Below are 21,705 nucleotides of genomic sequence, written 5' to 3' on the forward strand. Positions count from 1 at the left end.
TAGTAGAACAGCCTTTTCTCTTTTTTATCTTAAGCATACGTCTTATCAATCTGACTCAAAATAGTCGGATCCTGAATTTCATTGTCTTTAGCAAACAACAAAACTTTAGACATTACCTCAGCCGATTTCGGATCGTCATCTGCAAATGGAAGGAACAAACGTCCTCTATGCTGTGAATGAATTGGCAATATCGATAAATATTTACCCGGAACCTGATGTACAACAGCACTTCCTAAATGCACGCTATATTCTGCCAGTTGTCCTTTTATGATGGCATGGTTTCCGGTAATTTCAACATTCTTAATTTTGAATAAACGCAATGTTTCTCTTAACAATACCGCTCTCATTTCGATAGAAGAATGACTCGCTTCAGGATCAACACCGCCAACATGGGCAACGCTTACCACTAAATCAATATCACGCATTACTTCAGAGAAAATCCTTGGGTTTACATCTTCAAAAGCAATGTTTTTATAATCTTTTAACGAATGAAATTCGATGGTTTCCAAAGTCGGACTTTCGACATCTGCTGGAGAGAACCAATCGGCCAAAGCGTACATTTTGACCTGATAGCCTTCTTTATGGAAAACTTTCTGCAATCCTTGTTCGTAATCTACTTTCCAGCCTCTTCCTTTTAATAATGCTAAAGTCTGATTCGGTTGCACCTGATGTCCTGCATAACGTCTTGAAACTGATTTCTCTTTTAATTCGTCTGGCGTTGGAACATATAATTCTCTGAAAATCTGTTTAAATGGCTGTTGTAATTTATTATCAAAACAATATTTCTGATAATCTGTCCAAACATTATGTTTATGCAAATCAAAACAGTGCGCGATTCTAAAAGTCTGTTTTTCGTTTAACGAAATCATTTCTCCTAAAGCCGTTACCAGATTTCCATCTACATAAAAACCAATTTGATCTTCGTTTGAAATAAACACCAATTTCTCTAAATGTTTCGAAATAATCGGATGTTCGAAAAGGTTTTGCATTTCTGCGAATAAAAACTGATCACCACGAATCATACTTTCTTCCAGACCTTTTCTTGAACGTGTCCATTGCTCTCGCATTGTTTTGCGGTAATTCGTCAGCTCCAGAATTCCTTTGTCTTTTTTGTATTTCGGCGGAATCGATTTTAATTCTTTATCACCTTTATAGGTAACCAAATCGGCTTTTCCTTCCTTATTGATCACTAAACTTATTGTTACATCGTCTAGTTTAACCTCAGTTTCTTTAGATAAAATATTCTGAATTTGTTTGGTTTCCATTGCCCAAGTCAAACGAACTGGATCTGGATAACCTGCATTTCTGGCTAAGTTTTCCAGAGCCACACGAATCGCCAAAGCTTCGCTCGCCTGTTTCATCGAACCAAACTCTTTACTTTCTTTTTTAAACTGCTGTAAATACTCGTAACGCGCCAAAATATCTTTCTCCGGACTTGCTTTGCTCAAAGGCACCAAACCGTAAACACGCAAATAATCCTGATCGCGTTTGTCTTTTACTTTGGCCGTAACTTCCCTAATTTTCAAATCGCCCGTAATCGTGTCTGCATATAATCGTGCGCGACGGTGTCCGTTTCCGTCCGTTACATATTTAGCCGATTCGTACAGCATTTCCCATTTGGCTTTGCCTAATTTTTTATAAGCCGAAACGAACCAATCTTTGTCTACCGCTCCATCTTTAAAATCCTGTAAATCGATAGACGAGAATTTCGCCATTTCGCTTTCCAGTTCAGCATTTACAGCGCTGTAAGTGGCTGTTTTAGTATGCGCATGAAACCACCAGATTCCTTCATCCAAACCTTTCCAGTCTAAATAATTACTGATGAATTTTTGCCATTGCGGAGCATAAATTGCAGTCTGAATCAATCTTTCTTCTGAAATTTTAGCCTTTTTAACCGCTTCGTTAAACACTTTCTGAGTGTCTGATTCTAACGGATAACATCTTTTCAGCAAATAACTGAATAGTTTTTGTTTCGTCAATTCGGTATAACTCCAAGAATAAATGTAGCCTTTGTATAAACTTGCTTTTCCAAGTGCCGTAAGCATTTCGACCAAACGATTGATACCGTAAATTTTCTGAAAACTCTGCACCAAAGGCGTAACCGCAGTATTCGAATCACCTCTTTTAACCTCAACATCCAAAAATGCTTCGCGGATTTTATCAATCATCGCAACCAGGAATGGAAATCTTACCAATAATTCTTCGCTTCCAAAATGTCTGTAATGTCTTGTTCCACCTGTTAAAACCGAAATTCTTTCTGGTTCCAAAATACCTTCGTACAATTCGCCCTCTGTAATTAAATTCTGTTCAAAAGCAGTAGCGTATAAATGAATTGGCGGTTTGGTGTACGAAATATTTCTTTCCAATCCGTTTAATTGTCTCCATCTGTACAAGTTCCAAAGTTTGTTTTCCTGATCTTTGGTTAAATCTCCCAAATTGATTTTATTCAGATAAATATCAAAAAAGCCTTGATTCTGCCAGCCGTTTCCGTTATCAGAATTGTAATAATATTGATCTTTTCCCGGTTTGTATTCAAACTCTAAAATAGATTCTGGAAGATCGGCATACAAAGTCGTACACGCATCAATCAGGAAATCTGTTTCTTCTTTAAAGGCATATTTTAGCTTTAAAGCATTCAAAATATTCAGAATTGCATTATCCCAATCGTAACCTCTTTTGTTTGGGTGCGGTAATAATTCTTTATAATAAAAAACATGTTTTTCTAGGAAATCACGCCACACTTTTCGGTCGCAATTGCTTACCAACGTTATTAAAAACAAATCTCTTTCATTCAGTCCCGAATTTTCAAACCAACCAGACCAAACTTCATATAAAGGATAATTTTTAGCCAAAACTTCCTTGTCTTTTTCGTCTTTCAGATTTTTTAATGTTCTAAAAGTATTTCCAAGCAATACCGTTTGTTTGCTGTTATCGTAATTTTCGATTTCGTATTCATAATTTCGGTTGTCCTCAAATAATTGATACAACTTCGAAATTTCTTTTTTAATGTGCGACATCGATTTTGAAAAACCGTATTGCTCTGCCTTAACCGATTTGGCATACAAAGAATCGGTTTCTACCTTCGGCAAAGCATAAGCTGAAATCTGATTTGGTGTAAAAAATCCGTATCCGTTTTCTGCGCTTAAAAGGTTTTTCTTTTGCGACGGTTCTAACTGCTCGATAAATTTGGTTTCTTTTTCGGTAATTTTTGGTCTTGCCGAATACGCTTTTACCCAGTCGTTTACTTTATCGGTCAGTTTATTAATTTTCTGCAATTGCAACATAATATCCAAAGCCGACATACGCTGTTCCATATCGCCTTTTTCTACAATAGTCTCTACAAAAGAAGTGATGTTTTGGTCTTCCTGTTTGAGTAAAATCGACGTTAGGTTTTTCTTTAAATTGGAATTTTTACGTTTGTACAATTCCTGAAAAATGGCCAATTCGTCCGCAGTAAGCGTAAGATTATTTAAAGTAGAAATTGCCGAAGCCACAAGAGATTCTCCTCTGTCTTTTAGGATTTTTAAAGCGAAACTTCTCTGGAACTCCGTTGGTGCTTTTTTCTCTTTTCCGACGTTGCTTTGGAAACTGTAAAACGAATAACAGTAATAATCGCCCAGAATCTGACGCGTCAGTTTTTCTCTTAAATTGATAGAAAAACTTTCGAACTGATTTAAAATAAGTTCCAATCTGTCGTTATGATCGCCAATTAAATTGATGGCACACGAATACAAAGTATCTTTTTCGAACTTCGCATTCAACCATGAAAATACTTTTCCTTCAAAAACTTTTTCTTTTACGGTTATCGTTTCGGCAAGAGTATACACTTTGTTGAAGAAATCCGGATAATCGGCATTTTCGATATAGAATTTTGATTTGGTATTGGCTTCCAAAAGCATGTTCATTCTTGGAACGGCAAAGGCCAAAACCTGAAGATTTTCGTCGTCTAAAGCCTTAAAATAAAGAGGCATTTCGATATACGGATCGTTTGTTTCTCCTGCAAATTTCAACGCCAGGCATTTCTTTTCGAGTGTTCCTTTTTCTAACAATTCGTGCAGAAACGGAGTCGTTCTTTCGACATCCAAAACGCCCTGAACCCAAAGCGCCATATAGGCTTCGTTATTATTTTTACTGCGAATGCCAGCCGGAATCGTTTCTGGATTCGAGAAATAACCGTAAGCCAAATCGATAATATTGCGAACCGTAGTTTCTTTTTCAGAATCCCAACCCAAACCTGTCCACGTATCGATTGCTCTAACAACCGATGAAAAACGGCTCAGTTTATTGTCGATAATCACTTTGATCATATATTGCAAAGCGCCGATGCTTGTTTCGTCCAAAGCTTCTAAAACCACCTGACGAAGCCCTTCCTGACGCTGAGCCGACAAAAGCAGTTTCTCTACCAGTTCCCAGTTTTCTTTGTTCTCGCTGTTTAAAAGCGCTTTGATGATATTTCTGGAAACTTTTCCCTGTGGCTCTTTATTGAAAATAATATCTTCAAACAACTGATACAGGTTTTCTTTTTTCAAATCAAGTGCTGAAGACCACAACATAAACTGATTTCCTGAGTTCGAAATCTCGGTATCAAATCGAATCTGATCTTCGATACTCAAATCGTAATAAACCGTTTTGCTGTCCTGATAATGGTATTTGTTGGGCCCGCTGAGCAGAGAACGCAAAAAATTAACCTGATTGATCAACAGGTATTTTTTATTGTTTGGTGCTCTAAAAGAACGTCTTGTGTAACCGGTCTGATACATTTTTTGAGGCAGTCTGTTCCAGGCTTCTTTTACATAAACCGCATTTTGTTCGCCAAAGAAGAAAACCAAAAGCTCGTAATAGTTTTTGTCTTCCCAAATATTCTCTTTTACAAGTGCTGTAAACTTGTCGGCCTGTTTAGAACCCAGCGAAATATAATTGCTATAATAATTATCTTCAAGCTTAAGCAGTTCCAAACCAAACTCGGCCACTTCTTTCTTCAGTTTTGATCCAGAAAATAATTTCGTAACCAGATTACTGTTTACAATTTCCTCCAGTTCTTTCTTGAATCTCTTAATCGGATTCTCGATTACTTTACTTTTTAATAAATCTTCAATTGTCATGTTTTTATATTTTAGATTGTTGATTTTAGATTTTTTTTTGAGAAAATAGAAAATAGAATAAAGAAAATAGATTTTGTGCGTAATGCTTATTACAGGTTCATCTCTATTCTCTATTCTCTATTCTCTATTCTCTATTCTCTATTCTCTATTTTCTATTTTCTATTTTCTATTTTCTATTTTCTCTACTCCTACCAGTAACTTCCCGCCAAAAAGGTCAATCTGATAAAGGTTAAGGCTTTGTTTTTGGATAAATCGATTTCTTCTGAAAGGGTTTCGAGCTGGTCTTCGCCGTAGAAAACAGCGTACATTCCGTCTTCGAAAGCTACAATGGCATTTTCCTGCGCTTTTGCCAAATCTACTTTATTGTGGTTATAAAGCGCGCCAAAACCAACTTTTCCGGTATCGGTTAAAATGGGAAGGTAATTTTCTTTTGGAAGATGAATTTTGTCTTCGTCCTCAAACTCAAAAGAAGAAGCATGAAATAATTGTACCTGATACTCTACAATCGATTCGATTAGTTTTTGGGTGGTAATGACAGGATTTTCGATATCCAAAGCGATACTTTTTTCCTGAAGTATGGGATGTTTTTTTCCTAATTGTTTAACTGAGATGCTTATATTCATCTTTAATCGGCTTTTATTTTGAGGTCGTAATGTAAGAATTTTAAATCAGTTTATTCTTAAAATAATGTCTTTTATATGTTAAAAAATATATTAAAAATAAACTCTTGAGCATAATTATTTCAAACACATAGAAACATAGTCTTTCCTTATGTATAAAGGCGTTTCACTAATTTAAATGCACATAGTTTAGCTATTTTCAAAGTTTTTTTCGTCTAGTTTGTCATTTCGACCGAAGGGAGAAATCTCCACAAGTAGCTCTACAAAGATTGGCGCTATGCGTTGCGGAGTTACTCGCGAAGATTTCTCGTTCCTCGAAATGACAAGATTGTGGAAACTTATTGTGTCTAATCTCTTTTATAAAATTACAAACCAATACTAAAAAAATACCCTGCAAATTGGTATTTGCAGGGTTTAAGTTTTTATTGGGCTAATTTACGATTGCTTCTACAAGCCTTATAAATCTGTTTCTCTGAAAATGGCGATAAGGTTTCTACCAGATTACGGCTGGTTCTTAAACAGCTCAGTATTTTGTGCCTTAAATTGATATCGTCGCCAAACTCTGTATGCATTAAGAGCTCGAAGATTTCCTGCAAATACAGGGGCTGTTCTTTGTAATCTCCCTCAAACAATTCGTCTGAAAGGAAATTAATTACGGATGGCACTACATCACGATGTGTTGGTTTTTGATTTTCTTTTGTCATTTTTCTGAAAATATTAAACGCACGAAACCCTCATCTTCGGTTGTGACAAAACATTCTATCGAATGAGATTAGGGCTATCACTAGCTCCAGCAACGTGAATGAGGGCTTCGCTTATGTTAACTTATAAAGTTTCAAAGTTCTCGATTGCCGATAAAATGTTTTGTCGAGAACAAAGATATACTTTTATTTAAAAAGAAAGAAAAAGATTACTTAATGTTTTTATCAAAGAGAATTAAAGGATTATTTCGAATATCATACATTGTCAAGAACCTATAATTTATATCTTTTATAAAACTTAATGGAATTGCTTCTTTTGTTACAAAAACATATTCTATCGTGAAATTAGAATAATCAATAGTATTAGCAAGCACTTTTAAGGAATTTTTATTTTCAATCAACCATTGCTCTCTCTTTTCCACTTTTTGAATCCAACCTTTATCGCTTTTCTTAATAAAATTATTTATTTCTCTATTCATTTCATAAGGTGTTCTTGCAAAATTGGTGTTCTTACTTTCAATGCAAACAATTTTACTCAAAACATTATCGACTAATAAAATATCAAAATCTCCTAAATCTTTTTCATTTAACAAAATATCCGTTTTTTTAGGACCGATAGTAACTTCCTTATCAATAATTAAACAATTTAATTTAGATTTAACAAGATTAAATAATTCATCATTAAATTCATCACCTTTTTCTTTATTTATTTTTGATAAAAATGATCTCATCTTAGTTTTATCTGAATTAAAACGTCCAGAAGATATTATACCATGTAAGCTTACAAAAGAATCATATAATGCTCTAGCTCCAAAATAAATTTTTTCTTCATTCTCAACTTTTCTAATTATAAATGGTTTTTGTAATAATGATTTTTTTCTATTAAACCTCCATGGATAGTTTTGATTATTTTCTGAATCAAAAAAATTAATTTGATTACTATCATTAACCTTTATTGAAAAGGTATTTATAATCTTTTCAATTTTATCAAAACCTATATTAAGTTTTTTACTCAGAGTTGAAATGAAACTTTTTTTATGACTTGACATGATTGATCTTTCATTTTCAAAGGCTAAAAATCCACTTTCAAAAATAACATTAATGTAATCATTATAATCAACTTCAAATTCTTCCTCGAATACTAATTCATACTCATTTTTTTCAACAACCTCATGACTTTTTGTATTAATTTCAGATAATTTAAAATTTTTATTTATGAATTCATTTGAATAATCCAAAATATCTTCTTTAAATTTTTCTTGATAAAATGGTTCAAAATTTAAATTCCTAAAATCTTTGCTTGTGCCTAATCTTCCTGATTTTAAAATTGAAATACTAGTATCAGTAATATTAAAAATGTGTTCATCATACATAAATCCCCAGTTAATTATATTACTCATTAAAGCAATGCATTCATCAAATTTATTACTATCAAATGGAATAGTACCATTTGGAGGATTATCAATAATGTATTCTATTAAACATCTAACACTTAATGAAATTTGATTATTTTTTTGGATTTCTTTAGATATCACTTTTTCAATATCACAATGATTTTTAAAACATTCTATTTTCGGCATTAATTCAAATTTTGCATGTTCTCTCTTGAAAATAATTAACTCATAAAAACTAAGTAATTTTAAAAGAATATCTTCAAAATCAAATTTAGAAACGGTATTTTTAATTAAACATTCAAAATTATCAATTATCTGTTTAAGTAATTTTTCTTTTTCAATTCCTTCGAAAATTATTTCTTTTTTCAGATTAGAATATCCTAATGATTCACAAACGTCATCTAATTGCATGTTAACATGGTACGAAGAAATTCCCCTAGTATATTTTATTAAATTATTAGGATTATTTCGAATATCCATATCAGAAATTTGAAATAATATTTTTTTCTTTTGATTTATAGGCATATACTTTTCAAGAAAAAAATCGATCTCTTCAAAATTTAACTCTAAAACTTGTCGCTTGTCATCATCATAAATCTGCGATAAAATATATAAAATACGCTTTATCAATAACCGTTCTCCGAGGTTATCATTACGATATGTTACCTTGTAAAAATATGCATTTAACTTTATTGTAATTTCATTATCATTTGTAAAATAAGTGATTTGCTCAAATGGATCTTTAGAGTTATCTAGCTTACCAAATTCCAATTGAATATCCTCAATATAATCAAACTCAATTTTAATTAGTAAAGGTTTTATTTTATTAAGTTTCAGTAAGGAGCTTAAATTTGATCCTATTTCATTAAACCAAAAAGCAATAGCAATACAAATTTCAATGCTAAATTGTTTATTATCATTTTCTTTAAATACAGGTTCTATCCAAATTTCTCGATCAAATGCTCTAGATAATATTTTTTCTGAAAATTTTCCTACATCAATAGTTTTATAAATAGGCAAAGTTGCAGGAAAAGTTTCTCTTTCAACTGGTAAAAAAATAAAACTCTCATTAAAAGGATAAATCCCGACATGAACATCATTCTTTTGAATTGATTCTGTCTTAAAAGTAAGAGCATTTCCTATTTCAAAAAACAAATTATCAACTCTATGATTATCATCTAAATAAAAGCTTTCATCATTACCAATGAATACTGATAGATTATCTAAAAAAGAAGGATTAATTAAATTAATTTTGGATTTTGCTTGTGCAAAATTGTAGAGTGTTAAATTATTTAGTTTACCACTTTTATGAAGTATAACTAATTCGTCCATTCTAGCTCCTAGATAATTAGATTCTTTATTTAATATTTTATATCCTATTAATTTTGGCCTACCTATTAATAATGTGATATTAAAATCAAAAATTTCGAATTTTTTTAAGTCTTCATTATTTATAAAACTATTATACGTCCTTTTTTTGTGCTCTGTAATTTTATCTAGAACATCTTCTCCTAAATAGGGAGTCAAAGGAAAACTAGAATCAAAATCTTTACCATCATCAAAATGATATGTAACATATGCTAATTTGTCTGTATCAAAAATAAAAAGTCCTTCATATATAGGTAAGGAAGTTTGTACGAAGTCAAACTTAATTCTATTGTATCCAAAATTTTCTAAAATAAAATTACATTGTTTCCAACATTCTAACGACAATTGTTTAATCAAAGCATCAAAACATTTATATTTTATTGCAGTATGATAAATATTAAAAACTATCGCAAAAACAAAATTTGTTGGAGAAACAATCAAATAATGATTATCAATCTTAATTATTGGTTTAAAAATAATTGGATTTTCATTAACATCATTTGATTTAAAATCCTCTAAAGAAGTATTAAGTATAAAGTTTTCAATTAAATCATTATCAATATTGAATTTTTTATATAAATATTCGAAATAATCTTTTGTAAATATAAAGTTATCCAGATTTTCATATATATATTTTTCATTAGGAAAATAAATATCATTTGAATCAACATTTACATGTGATAAATTCCTTTTATAATTTAACGAAGAACAAATCAAATTAGAAATTGTCAACATGAAAAATGTTTGTCCTAATGCCTCTTTATTAAAATCATCTGAAAAAGGGTTTTCATTAGCTAGAACATTAATTAATGATTGCAATATATATACCTGTCCTTCTGTTAAACCCGGGAAAACTACCATATTCCCTAAAGGTGTCATTATATTTTCTGTAAATAAATTCTCTGGGGGATCTTCTAAGTGATGATAGGAATAATTTTCAAGCAAATATTCTTTTATTTTTTTATAATCGACAGGATTGTTTTCAAAGTTTTCTGTTTTTAAAATTTCCTTTTGAATTTCTTCAAGTCTAATATTTTTACCATGATTTTGAGGCAAGGATTTAAGCAATGCAATTAGAGTTATAAGTTCCTTTTTATTATAATTGCTAAAAAAATTGCTGTTTTCAAATTTATTCATACAACACCTTTTATATTTCTTACCACTTTGACATGGGCAAGAATCATTTCTTCCGACTTTTTTCATATCTCAAATTTTATTGCATTTCAAAAAACAGTTTTTCACTTATCCTACGTTCTCTAATTTATATTTCTTGTTTAAAGTGTATTGTTTTAAACAAATCACTAGTTATCAAAAATGGATATTTTTTCATTGATAAAATTACGGTTTTCCATATCCAATGTAATTATTGTGCATTCCCATCTCTCAAATATATACAAACAAAAAGCCTCCAAACCAAGTACAAACCCCTGATTTAAAAGCCAACAAATAATCTTTATAATTAAATTCTAAATCCAAAAAAAACTTTTAGAATTCCTAGTCGTTTCCTCCGCTACTTTAGCTAAAGTAATCCCCTTAAACTGTGCAATTGTTCCCGCAACATACGGCAGAAAAGCAGGTTCGCAACGGCGTTCGTGGTATTTCTTTAAGAGACTGTTCGGGACATTTTTAGGAAGCATAAACGGCGCATCGGTTTCAATCATCATTCGGTCGAGCGGTACATACTGAATGACTTCTTTTAAATGACTGAAACGTTTGGCATCTGAAATCGCTCCCGTAAAACCCAGATAAAATCCGTTATCGAGATAGGTTTTGGCTTCCTGCAACGTTCCCGTAAAACAATGCACAACGGCTTTTGGCAGTTTCGGCAGATAGTCTTTTGTGATATTCATAAACGAACTAAAAGCGCTTCTTTCGTGCAAAAACAACGGTTTCTGAACTTCAATCGCCAATTCGAGCTGGGCTTTGTAACATTCTTCCTGTTTGTTTCGGGGCGAAAAATCACGATCAAAATCGAGTCCGCATTCGCCAACGGAAACGACGTGTTTCAGTTCTAATAATTTCCTGAGTTTTGAAATGCTCTGCGCATCAAAACTCTTCGCATCATGTGGATGTATTCCCGCCGTAGCGTACAACACGCCCGGATACTGCCTCGCAATCTTTGCAGATTCTTCGTTATTTCGTACGCTGGTGCCTGTGAGTATCATTTGCGATACATCGGCGTCGAGCGCGTCTTGTACGACATCGTCTATGTCGTTTTGGAATTGCTTATTCGTTAAATTAATTCCTATGTCTATATAATTCATATTTTTTGTTTTTTTGCCACAAAGGCACTAAGACACAAAGTTTTTTATTCTTTGGTCTATAATTATTATTTTAATCTCGCAAAGTCGCTGAGTCGCTAAGTTTTTTTTTATTTCACGCAGATTTTAGACAGATTTAAGCAGATGCACGCAGATTATTTATAAAAAATCATTTTAAATCTGCTGGAATCTGCAAAATCTGCGTGAAAAATCTTTGCGAACCTTGCGTAATTCTTAGCTAACTTTGCGGTTAAAATTACCACAAAGCTGAGACGCACTGCAGTGCGTCTCTACACTGAACACTAAAAGCTGATCACTGACCACTAATCCTCACGGCTTCCGTCATCCGCCATTCTCACTAATTTCGGTGTAAATTTCGCTACAACATCCACTAATTCCTTCTGCGCTTCCATGACCTGATTGATATCTTTATACGCCATTGGGGCTTCGTCAAGACCTGCTCCGATAAGCGTAACGCCATGATGGCTTAGGATCGATTTCATTTCGGATTGTGTGATGTTTTTTATGGCTTGGGTTCTGCTCATTTGTCTTCCTGCTCCATGCGATGCCGAATTGATGGCATTCTCCTCACCTTTTCCTCTCACCAAAAATCCCGGCGCGGTCATACTTCCCGGAATGATTCCCATAACGCCTTTTCCGGCTGGAGTTGCTCCTTTTCTATGTACGATCACTTCTTCGCCGTTCCAGGTTTCTTTCCATGCGAAATTATGGTGGTTTTCGACTTTGGCTAAAATTGTCGCACCCAAGGCGCGTTCCATTTTGTTATGGATAATCTCGTGACAAGCCGAAGCGTAATCTCCCGCCAAATTCATCGCCATCCAGTATTCCTGACCCAATTGCGAATTCATATCCAAATACGCCAAGTTTTTGGCTACTTCTGGAAGTCTGCATTCGTCTTTGGCTATTTTAGTATAATGTCCGGCAATTGTTGCGCCCATTCCGCGTGAACCAGAATGCGTTAACAAAGCGACGTATTTTCCTTTTGGGATATTTAAAACCGCATCGTCTTTGGCAAATTCCATGATTCCGAATTCCACAAAGTGATTTCCACCGCCTGAAGATCCTAATTGCGACCAGGCTTTATCTTTCAAATTCTTCACAAACGGATTCATATTGAACGTTTCGTTCTCCAAAACCGCATGATCTGATTTGTACTGACCGTGAAATCCGTGACCTGCTCCAAAAATCGAATTCGCGATTAATTCTTTTTTGAATTTGGCTTCGTTTTCAAAGTAAAAGTCTTCCGGAATATCATAAACCGATAACGCCATTCTACATCCAATATCAACGCCAACACCATACGGAATAATGGCATTTTTTGTGGCAAGAACTCCACCAATTGGTAATCCGTAACCTTGGTGCGCGTCTGGCATTAAAGCTCCGGCAACCGTAACAGGCAATTTCATGGCAACTTCCATTTGTTTTCTGGCTCCGTCTTCGATATGATCTAATCCGTAAGCCGAATACGCATTCGGATTCTGATTTAAAGCAATGAAATCTTCTGGTTTTTCATTCGATTTTTCAATCAAAGCCACAGCCAGTTTGCTGAAAATTTTATCGTCTATATAGTTTTCTGGAGTTTCTAAGACGTTTTTGTAATGAGTGATCATTTCGTCTCTTGTGAATCCGTTTCTTTTGCTGTTTATTTTTAAGGCAATCCCAATTATTTTTCCTTCTGGGAATCCTAATTCTAATATATCTGTACCGTTTATTTGTGTTTTCATTGTTTCTTTTTTAAGTGACAAAGTGCCAGAGTTTGATAGTGACAAAGGTCTTTTACTACTACGCAGTTATTTCGCGTAGGTTTTGTTTCACGCAGATTTTGCAGATTTAAGCAGATCTAAAAGATTTTTTTTTGATAAATAATCTGCTAAAATCTTTTTTAAATCTGCGTTAAATATTAAAACCTTTGTCACTTTGTTACTATGAACCTTTGCCACTTAATCTATTAATAACTGCGTCACAACCGCTGGGTTCATCGCCCATTGCGCTGTATAAACCTCATCGGCAATTTCATTTTCGGTGATTGTCAAACCTTGAGCTTCTGCTTTTAATTGTAACAAATTACCAATATTCAATTTGCTGTTTAGTTTTGACAACAACGCCTGAACTCCTTTGAAATCCACACCACCTACAACCTGACCTCCGAAAGTCATCTCTAACCAAACGATTTCTCTTTTGGCTACATCCAACACTCCAAAAACCAAACCTTTGGCAACATTCTGCGTCACTCGAACCTGATGATCTACACACGACGGATCGTATGCTACACCAGTTCTCTCCGAAATTTTCATCGGATATTTGCTGTTCATCCAACCTACAACCAGATTTGGTGTAATACTTCCGTTGCTGTACGCATTGCAAGTAAAAGTTACAAATTTTGCTTTGGCTTTCGCCAATTCGTCGATGTTGATGTTGATATATTCGGCAGTACCAATTTTATTCGGAATGCTTCGGATATCACCGCTATGCTGACAACCTGTAGTTGTCAATCGGCTGAAAGAACAAATATCAGAACGGTCTTCGTAAGCAATATGACAGCTTAAATCCATATCCAAATGTTGTGCAGGAAGATCTTTACCCCACTGCATAAACAATCGTACTTCGTTTCCTTCAACCGGGAAACGTGTTCCCATTAAAGCAACTGGTAAATCCTGAATGGTTTCGCTTCGGTCTCCTATAGAAACCGGAATATTAAACAATTGCGGATCGATATAGATTGTTTTGTTAGTATTCGTAATTTTCGCAAATCGTTTTTTCATGGCTAAAAGACACAATTCTTCGATTTGATTTTTCATTGCTTCCAACTGAAAATCTTCGTATAATCCCAACAACTGATTTGCACCAATTCGTTTGTTTGTTCCGCCTAAAGGTTTCACACTTCTCTGCATGTTTTTATCAAAATAATTTTGAGCATACATGTTCAAAGTAAACACCAATCGAGCCGGAACTTTATCGATAATTTCTTCAAAATGAGCAATAGTTTCCTCCGCTCCAAACCAAAGCATATTCGAAAATAACGAACGGGCAAATAATCCTGGACGCTGTTTCAATAAAGCAAATGTTTTATCGGCATCAAATTTCAATCTTGACGAGTTCACTTTGCTTTGCCAAACGTCATACACTTGGTTGTAGAACACATCCATTAAAAAGTTCAATTTCTCAAACCCTTTTCTTTTGCTGTATTCTGCCAAACGCAACGCACGGATAAAACGAACCCACATTCCTCTTTTTGGATGCATCGTTTCGCACATTGTCTCAACATCCATATCCATATTATTCAGCCAGTTTGCCACCATTAAACATTCTTTTCGGGAATATTTAAGTTTCAAATCTTTTTGAGACGCAATTCTCGCCTGAACACTTGTATCTAAGACATTATGAAAATGCTGTGCATTTTTTGATGTTCTTTTGATAATCGTTTTTGGCTCGATAATTTGCAACATTCCTGTGTTTTTGTACCACAAGTATCTCAAGATATCTGTTGGTGTTTTCAAAAACTGAGACGCTTGGTCTTCTTTACCATTTTCAATCAAAAGATCAATTACCAGCATTAAAGTTTCCTTCATGGCTACTTCTGTTTTTGGTAAAGGCAAATATTGCATCGCCATTTTTAAACTATCTACCTGAGTAGCGTCTAAAGCGGTTTTAGATTGCAATAACGATATATAGAAATCATTTAAATCTTTTTCTGACCATAATTCCAACATTTTCAATTTGCTTCCTTGTCCGATATTTTCCAGTTTTCCGAATTCAAACGGAGTTCCGCAGAACGGACAACCGTTGTATCTTTCTAAGGGAAAAGTATTATCTGGAATTATATGTCCGCATTGTAAAGTTGTTCCGTTTTTAGTCTGAAAAACATTTCCGAAAAACGTGATGATATGATCTACAACAGATTCGTTGGTTGGAATATTCCATTCTTTTACCAATGGAGTCCAGTTTTTATCAGTTCCCAGGACTTCTCTCAAGACTTCTAAAACCTCGATTTTATATTTTGGATTTACGTTATTCAAAGCATGAAGCAATGATTCAGAAAAGGTAAATCCAAGTTTTGAAACATTGGCTAACAAAACTGAAGTTGTTCCTGATAAATTTTTAACGTCATTCGTAATCATTTCTGACGGAATGAAAATAGCATTTTGACGTAAACTGATTTTTAATAATTCTTTTGTTTTCATTTTTTTTAATTTTTAAAATTTAGATAATTGTGTTTCTGAGTTCTACCTAAAAGAGTTTTGAAGTAAGAAACACTTGACCTGAAATTGAGTGTAATGAATTAGCTGATTCAAATTGGAAGTTTGTGGGTTTCCCCGAGAAGTAAGCTAATTTTGACCCTCGTTTTTTTATTAATGATGATTTTAAAACTTGCCGGACTCGAACCGTAGTAACCAATTTTCTGAAGTAAGTTTCAATTGACCATTAATTGTGGAGCAGGTGGGATTCGAACCCACGACCCGGACATTAAAAGTGTAAGAAGTAAATTTTGATTGACCTTTGATTGATAATTTCAAAACTACCTGCTCTACCACTGAGCTACTGCCCCAATTATGATTGAAAAATAAAAAGGTAATGGTGTAAGTGGTACATTGGAAAGTGTTTTCGAAGTAAGTCAAACTTGACCTGTTTTATTCTTTTTCTATTTCTATGAACGTTTGTTTTTATTGCTGAACAAAGATTTCAAAACTAGTGCGCAGTTATTTTGCGCAGTATAATTTTTGTTTCATTTTTAAGAAATACTATTTGTTTTATTTCTTAAGCAAAGATTTCAAAACTACTGCGCAATTATTTTGCGCAGTAAAAAAAGAATTTTAAATTTGAGTAAAAAACAAGATGAATTTGAATAAAATCTACAGTGATTTACTTCTTAATATTGGTTTTGAAGATAATGAAATTCAGCAGAACTGGCTGGATTTAGAAAAGGCATATTCCAAAAAATCAAGGCATTACCATAATCTCACGCATTTAAAAGAAATGATTGAGAGTTTTGAAACATATCGTGATAAACTTGAAAACCCAAACGAAATATTATTTTCGATTTTTTATCATGATTTTGTGTATTCGGCTTCTAAAAAAGACAACGAACTTAAAAGTGCCGAATATGCAGTATCTATTTTTACAGATGTTAAACCCGACAGTTTTCAAAAACCTGTCGGGTTTACGAAACCGAATAAACAATTAATTTTTGATGCAATTTGTGCTACTCAGCAACATCAACACAATGCAATTGGAGATATTAATTGGTTAATCGATTTTGATTTGAAAATCCTTGCTAAAGATTGGGACGATTATAAAATCTATTTTGAACAAATTAGAAAAGAATATCGCATTTATCCTGATTTTCTATACAAACCCGGACGTGCGAAAGCGTTGAAACATTTTCTGGAAAACGAGTTTATTTTTCAGACGGATGAGTTTAGGAGTTTGTATGAGGAAAAAGCGAGAGCGAATATTGAAAAAGAGATTTCTTTATTAATATAAACCTGTTGTTAAACCCGACAGGTTTTGAAAACCTGTCGGGTTTGTATTGCGAAACAAAATCAACACAAAGCATATGTGTAGAGACGAACAGCAGTGCGTCTACGCAACGAATATCCACAATACGTTAGACACACTGCTGTGCGTCTCTACAGAAAATTAGAACCGAAAAAATTATTTTAAAAATGGATAATGAAATTTCATTATTAACGTAAATGCGTGAGGGATTGAGGCGGTATCCTTTTGTGAAATGAAATGGAACAAAAGATATAGCCGAAAGCCCGACCCGGAGGGACACGCCCAAAATATACAACGAGGAATTAATCTCGCAAAGTCGCGAAGTCGCAAAGTTTTTATTTAAAGTATTAATTAAACGCACAGTTTGTCATTTCGACCGAAGGGAGAAATCACACGAGGAATTCGACAAAGATTGGAGAAGTTCTTTGTGGAGTTTCTAGTGTGATTTCTCCCTTCGGTCGAAATGACAAAAAATGAGGAAAATCATTTTAATCCTTTAATCTGTGGCATAAAAAAATAAATCTTTGCGTCTTCGCGCCTTTGTGGCAAAACAATACAATAATGTCACAAAACAAAAACGCCTTAATACGATACAAAACGATTGATAAATGTCTTCAGAATAAATACAGACTATGGACACTCGAAGATTTAATCGAATGTTGCTCTGAAGCTTTATTTGAATATGAAGGACGACAAAATCCGATCAGCAAGCGGACTATTCAGATGGATATTCAGCTGATGCGAAGTGAAAAACTCGGTTATAATGCGCCGATCGTAGTTTACGATAAAAAGTATTATAAATATGAAGACGAAGATTTTTCGATAACCGATATTCCGTTGACGGAAACGGATATGAATGTTTTGACAGAAACGGTTTCGATGTTGAAACAATTTAAAGATTTCTCTTTATTTAATGATGTTTCGGATATTTTGCAAAGATTGGAGGATAAAATCTATGCTGAAAAGTCGCATACTAAACCTGTTATATATCTGGATAAAAATGAAAAACTAAAAGGTCTGCATTATCTGGACGAAATCTATCAGGCGATTATCAAAAAAATGGTTTTGGTTATTACCTATAAATCTTTTAAATCCAGAGACGAAAGTAAATTCCATTTTCATCCTTTTATATTAAAGGAATTCAATAATCGCTGGTTCTTAATCGGGAAGAAAAAAGCCTCACAGCCAATTACCAATTTAGCTTTGGACAGAATCATTTCGATTGACTACGATTTCAATCATCCTTATTTAGAAGAAGATTTTGATGCTGACATTTATTATAAAGATGTAATTGGCGTTACAGTCAATTCAGGATTAAACGCAAGACGTATTGAATTATGGGTCGATGCTTCGAATGCGCCTTATGTACTTACTAAACCTTTGCATGCCTCTCAGCGATTAATTAAACAAAATGAAGACGGAAGTGTTATTATACATATATATGTAATACCGAATTATGAAATGGAACGTCTTCTGTTAGGTTTTGGAAGCTGTTTGGAGATTTTGAGGCCTGAAGGTCTTAGAAATCGTATGAAAAAGGTACTTGAAGAGGCACTTTCACGCTATAATCCTGAAAACAAAACTGAAATAAATGTATAATTTTTTACAGAATATAGAATTAAATGCTTTTTAAAAACTAAAAAAGGATTTTTACAGCATTAAAAATGTTAAAATATAAAAAAAGAATAGTATATTACACTTAAAATAAACAACCAAAACCCTTTAAATCAGGGATATTTTATAACTAACCAAAAAATTATTAAAAAATTATATGCATGCATAGTATTTTTTAATTATATTTGAAATCGATATAGTTCCCCCTATGAAAGACAAAACAATAGATTATATTTTGAGAGCAACCTGGCAGGCTGTTTCAAGAATGTACAACGAAGAAGCAGCAAAGTATGACGCCACAATGGCGACAGGATTTGCTCTTTTAAGTATGGATAAAGAAGAAGGAACTCCGTCAACGGCTCTCGGCCCAAGAATGGGAATGGAAGCTACAAGCTTAACAAGAACCTTAAAATCTATGGAAGAAAAAGGTTTGATCGTTCGCAAGAAAAACCCAAGCGACGGCAGAGGTGTTCTAATCTACCTTACTGAGTTTGGCAAAGAAAAAAGAGATTTATCTAAAAATACAGTTCTAAAGTTTAATGAAACTGTTAGAAAACATGTTTCAGAAGAAAAACTGAATCACTTTATTGAAGTTTCTGAAATCATCAATGAACTGATTCACGATAAAAACATATTTAATCACACGAGCGCCAGCGAACTGGCGAAGCAAACAGAAAACACAGAAAAAGAATAATATTCTTTTCCTCCTACAAACAAATAGTAACAAATTATGAAACGCACAATTAAAAAAGTTGCTGTAATTGGATCCGGAATTATGGGTTCAGGTATAGCTTGTCATTTTGCTAACATTGGTGTCGAAGTTTTACTTCTGGACATCGTACCACGTGAACTGACCGAAGCTGAAGCTAAAAAAGGATTAACACTTGAAAGTAAAGCCGTTCGCAACCGTGTGGTAAACGAACATTTGGCGAATTCATTAAAATCAAAACCATCTCCTATTTACAGTCAGAAATTCGCAAATAGAATTACGACTGGAAATACGACAGATGATATGGCAAAAATTGCTAATGTTGACTGGATTATCGAAGTTGTAGTTGAGCGTTTAGACATTAAGAAATTGGTTTTTGAACAAATCGACAAATTCCGTAAACCGGGAACTTTGGTTACTTCAAACACTTCGGGTATTCCGATTCATTTTATGAGTGAAGGAAGAAGCGAAGATTTCCAACAGCACTTCTGCGGAACTCACTTTTTTAACCCTGTGCGTTACTTAAAATTATTTGAAATTATTCCTGGTCCAAAAACTTCAAAAGAAGTATTGGATTTCTTAAACGAATACGGATCTAAATTCTTAGGAAAAACTTCGGTTGTTGCTAAAGATACTCCAGCGTTTATTGGAAACAGAATAGGTATTTACGGAATCCAGAGTTTATTCCACTTAGTTAAAGAAATGGGATTAACGATTGAAGAAGTTGATAAATTGACTGGACCAGTAATTGGCCGTCCAAAATCGGCTACTTTCCGTACAGTTGACGTTGTTGGATTGGATACTTTGGTACACGTTGCCAACGGTATTTACGAAAACTGTCCGAACGACGAACAACACGAATTGTTCAAACTTCCAGATTTCATCAACAAAATGATGGAGAATAATTGGTTAGGGAGCAAAACTGGACAAGGTTTTTACAAAAAAGTAGATAAAGATATTCTTTCTTTAGACTTAAATACATTAGAATATCGCGCTGCAAAAAAAGCAAATTTTGCAACTTTAGAACTAACTAAAACTATCGACAAACCGATCAATCGTTTTAAAGTTTTAGTAAAAGGAACAGACAAAGCGGGAGAATTCTACCGTAAGAGTTTCGCTGGAATGTTTGCTTACGTTTCAAACAGAGTTCCTGAAATCACAGACGAATTCTACAAAATTGACGACGCTATGAAAGCTGGTTTTGGATGGGAAAATGGTCCATTCGAAATCTGGGACGCCATTGGTGTTGAAAAAGGAATCGAAATCATGAAAGCAGAAGGTTTAGAGCCTGCCACATGGGTAAACGAAATGTTGGCTTCTGGAAGCAAAAGTTTTTATACTGTAAAAGAAGGCGCTACTTATTTCTACGATATTCCAACAAAATCACAAGTAAAAGTTCCTGGACAAGATTCATTTATTATTCTGAACAACATTCGCGAAAGCAAAAAAGTTTGGAGCAATAGTGGAGCAATTATTCAGGATTTAGGAGACGGAATCTTAAACTTAGAATTCCAATCTAAAATGAATACTATTGGTGGTGACGTTCTACAAGCCATCAATAAAGCAATCGACTTATCTGAAAAAGAATATCAAGGTTTAGTTATCGGTAACCAAGCAGCGAATTTCTCTGTTGGAGCCAATATCGGAATGATTTTCATGATGGCAGTTGAGCAGGAATACGACGAATTGAACATGGCAATTAAATTGTTCCAAGATACCATGATGCGTGTTCGTTACTCTTCTATTCCAGTTGTAGTTGCACCTCACGGAATGACTTTTGGTGGTGGATGCGAAATGAGCTTACATGCTGACAAAGTTGTGGCAGCTGCAGAAACGTACATGGGATTAGTTGAGTTTGGTGTTGGAGTTATCCCTGGTGGTGGTGGTTCTAAAGAAATGACTTTAAGAGCTTCAGATTTATTCCGCAAAAATGATGTGGAATTGAATGTTCTTCAAGAGTATTTCTTAACAATCGCTATGGCTAAAGTTTCGACTTCTGGTTATGAGGCTTTTGACACTGGACTTTTACAACACGGAAAAGACATTATCGTAGTAAACAAAGATCGTCAGATCGCTGAAGCTAAAAAACATGCTTTATTAATGGCAGAAGCTGGTTACACACAGCCAATCAGAAGAAATGACATTAAAGTTTTAGGAAAACAAGCTTTAGGTATGTTCTTAGTTGGAACAGATCAAATGCAGGCTGGAAAATACATTTCTGAGCACGATAAGAAAATCGCAAATAAACTGGCTTATGTAATGGCCGGAGGTGATTTATCTGAAGCTACTTTAGTATCTGAACAATATTTATTAGATATCGAACGTGAAGCTTTCTTGAGTTTATGTACAGAACGTAAGACTTTAGAGAGAATTCAATACATGTTAACAAAAGGTAAACCATTAAGAAACTAAGCCTCGG

The 21,705-nt window shown here is 34.0% G+C and carries 11 protein-coding genes and 1 tRNA gene; 4 read left to right on the forward strand and 8 right to left on the reverse strand.

The window, feature by feature from the left end:
- Positions 1-29: 29 nt before the first annotated feature.
- The 8 genes from BM289_RS06325 to BM289_RS25415 form a co-directional block, all read right to left on the reverse strand.
- Positions 30-5,102, reverse strand: coding sequence for a DUF4132 domain-containing protein (locus BM289_RS06325; protein ID WP_091491797.1), 5,073 nt, complete (start codon positions 5,100-5,102; stop codon positions 30-32).
- A 188-nt stretch (positions 5,103-5,290) separates the two neighbouring features.
- Positions 5,291-5,725, reverse strand: coding sequence for a hypothetical protein (locus BM289_RS06330; protein WP_091491799.1), 435 nt, complete (start codon positions 5,723-5,725; stop codon positions 5,291-5,293).
- A 419-nt stretch (positions 5,726-6,144) separates the two neighbouring features.
- Positions 6,145-6,426, reverse strand: a complete 282-nt coding sequence (locus BM289_RS06335; protein WP_091491800.1) for a hypothetical protein — start codon at positions 6,424-6,426, stop codon at positions 6,145-6,147.
- A gap of 206 nt (positions 6,427-6,632) precedes the next feature.
- Complete coding sequence (locus tag BM289_RS25560) at positions 6,633-10,388, reverse strand: YecA family protein (protein WP_091491802.1); 3,756 nt, start codon at positions 10,386-10,388, stop codon at positions 6,633-6,635.
- A 263-nt stretch (positions 10,389-10,651) separates the two neighbouring features.
- Complete coding sequence (locus BM289_RS06345; protein ID WP_091491804.1) at positions 10,652-11,449, reverse strand: TatD family hydrolase; 798 nt, start codon at positions 11,447-11,449, stop codon at positions 10,652-10,654.
- A 320-nt stretch (positions 11,450-11,769) separates the two neighbouring features.
- Positions 11,770-13,191: an RtcB family protein gene (locus BM289_RS06350; protein ID WP_091491806.1), complete on the reverse strand. Its 1,422-nt coding sequence runs from the start codon at positions 13,189-13,191 to the stop codon at positions 11,770-11,772.
- A 216-nt stretch (positions 13,192-13,407) separates the two neighbouring features.
- Positions 13,408-15,648, reverse strand: coding sequence for a hypothetical protein (locus BM289_RS06355; protein ID WP_091491807.1), 2,241 nt, complete (start codon positions 15,646-15,648; stop codon positions 13,408-13,410).
- Between the two features lie 248 nt (positions 15,649-15,896).
- Positions 15,897-16,013: transfer RNA gene (locus tag BM289_RS25415), tRNA-OTHER, on the reverse strand.
- A 287-nt stretch (positions 16,014-16,300) separates the two neighbouring features.
- Here BM289_RS25415 and BM289_RS06360 point away from each other — a divergent pair.
- The 4 genes from BM289_RS06360 to BM289_RS06375 all read left to right on the forward strand — a co-directional run bounded on the left by BM289_RS06360 (position 16,301) and on the right by BM289_RS06375 (position 21,698).
- On the forward strand, positions 16,301-16,948 hold the full coding sequence (locus BM289_RS06360) for an HD domain-containing protein (RefSeq protein ID WP_091491809.1): 648 nt from the start codon (positions 16,301-16,303) through the stop codon (positions 16,946-16,948).
- A 576-nt stretch (positions 16,949-17,524) separates the two neighbouring features.
- Positions 17,525-18,562, forward strand: a complete 1,038-nt coding sequence (locus tag BM289_RS06365; protein ID WP_091491811.1) for a helix-turn-helix transcriptional regulator — start codon at positions 17,525-17,527, stop codon at positions 18,560-18,562.
- A 223-nt stretch (positions 18,563-18,785) separates the two neighbouring features.
- On the forward strand, positions 18,786-19,271 hold the full coding sequence (locus BM289_RS06370; RefSeq protein WP_091491812.1) for a MarR family winged helix-turn-helix transcriptional regulator: 486 nt from the start codon (positions 18,786-18,788) through the stop codon (positions 19,269-19,271).
- A 36-nt stretch (positions 19,272-19,307) separates the two neighbouring features.
- On the forward strand, positions 19,308-21,698 hold the full coding sequence (locus BM289_RS06375; protein WP_091491814.1) for a 3-hydroxyacyl-CoA dehydrogenase/enoyl-CoA hydratase family protein: 2,391 nt from the start codon (positions 19,308-19,310) through the stop codon (positions 21,696-21,698).
- Positions 21,699-21,705 lie beyond the last annotated feature (7 nt).

This window comes from Flavobacterium phragmitis (assembly GCF_900112575.1).
GTDB classification, from domain to species: Bacteria; Bacteroidota; Bacteroidia; order Flavobacteriales; family Flavobacteriaceae; genus Flavobacterium; species Flavobacterium phragmitis.

Bases quoted from the DNA above. Each gene is read 5' to 3' on its own strand.
- BM289_RS06345 (WP_091491804.1), bottom strand. From the start codon at position 11,449: ATGAATTATATAGACATAGGAATTAATTTAACGAATAAGCAATTCCAA.
- BM289_RS06365 (WP_091491811.1), top strand. From the start codon at position 17,525: ATGTCACAAAACAAAAACGCCTTAATACGATACAAAACGATTGATAAA.
- BM289_RS06355 (WP_091491807.1), bottom strand. From the start codon at position 15,648: ATGAAAACAAAAGAATTATTAAAAATCAGTTTACGTCAAAATGCTATT.
- BM289_RS06325 (WP_091491797.1), bottom strand. From the start codon at position 5,102: ATGACAATTGAAGATTTATTAAAAAGTAAAGTAATCGAGAATCCGATT.
- BM289_RS06330 (WP_091491799.1), bottom strand. From the start codon at position 5,725: ATGAATATAAGCATCTCAGTTAAACAATTAGGAAAAAAACATCCCATA.
- BM289_RS06370 (WP_091491812.1), top strand. From the start codon at position 18,786: ATGAAAGACAAAACAATAGATTATATTTTGAGAGCAACCTGGCAGGCT.
- BM289_RS25560 (WP_091491802.1), bottom strand. From the start codon at position 10,388: ATGAAAAAAGTCGGAAGAAATGATTCTTGCCCATGTCAAAGTGGTAAG.
- BM289_RS06360 (WP_091491809.1), top strand. From the start codon at position 16,301: ATGAATTTGAATAAAATCTACAGTGATTTACTTCTTAATATTGGTTTT.
- BM289_RS06335 (WP_091491800.1), bottom strand. From the start codon at position 6,426: ATGACAAAAGAAAATCAAAAACCAACACATCGTGATGTAGTGCCATCC.
- BM289_RS06350 (WP_091491806.1), bottom strand. From the start codon at position 13,191: ATGAAAACACAAATAAACGGTACAGATATATTAGAATTAGGATTCCCA.
- BM289_RS06375 (WP_091491814.1), top strand. From the start codon at position 19,308: ATGAAACGCACAATTAAAAAAGTTGCTGTAATTGGATCCGGAATTATG.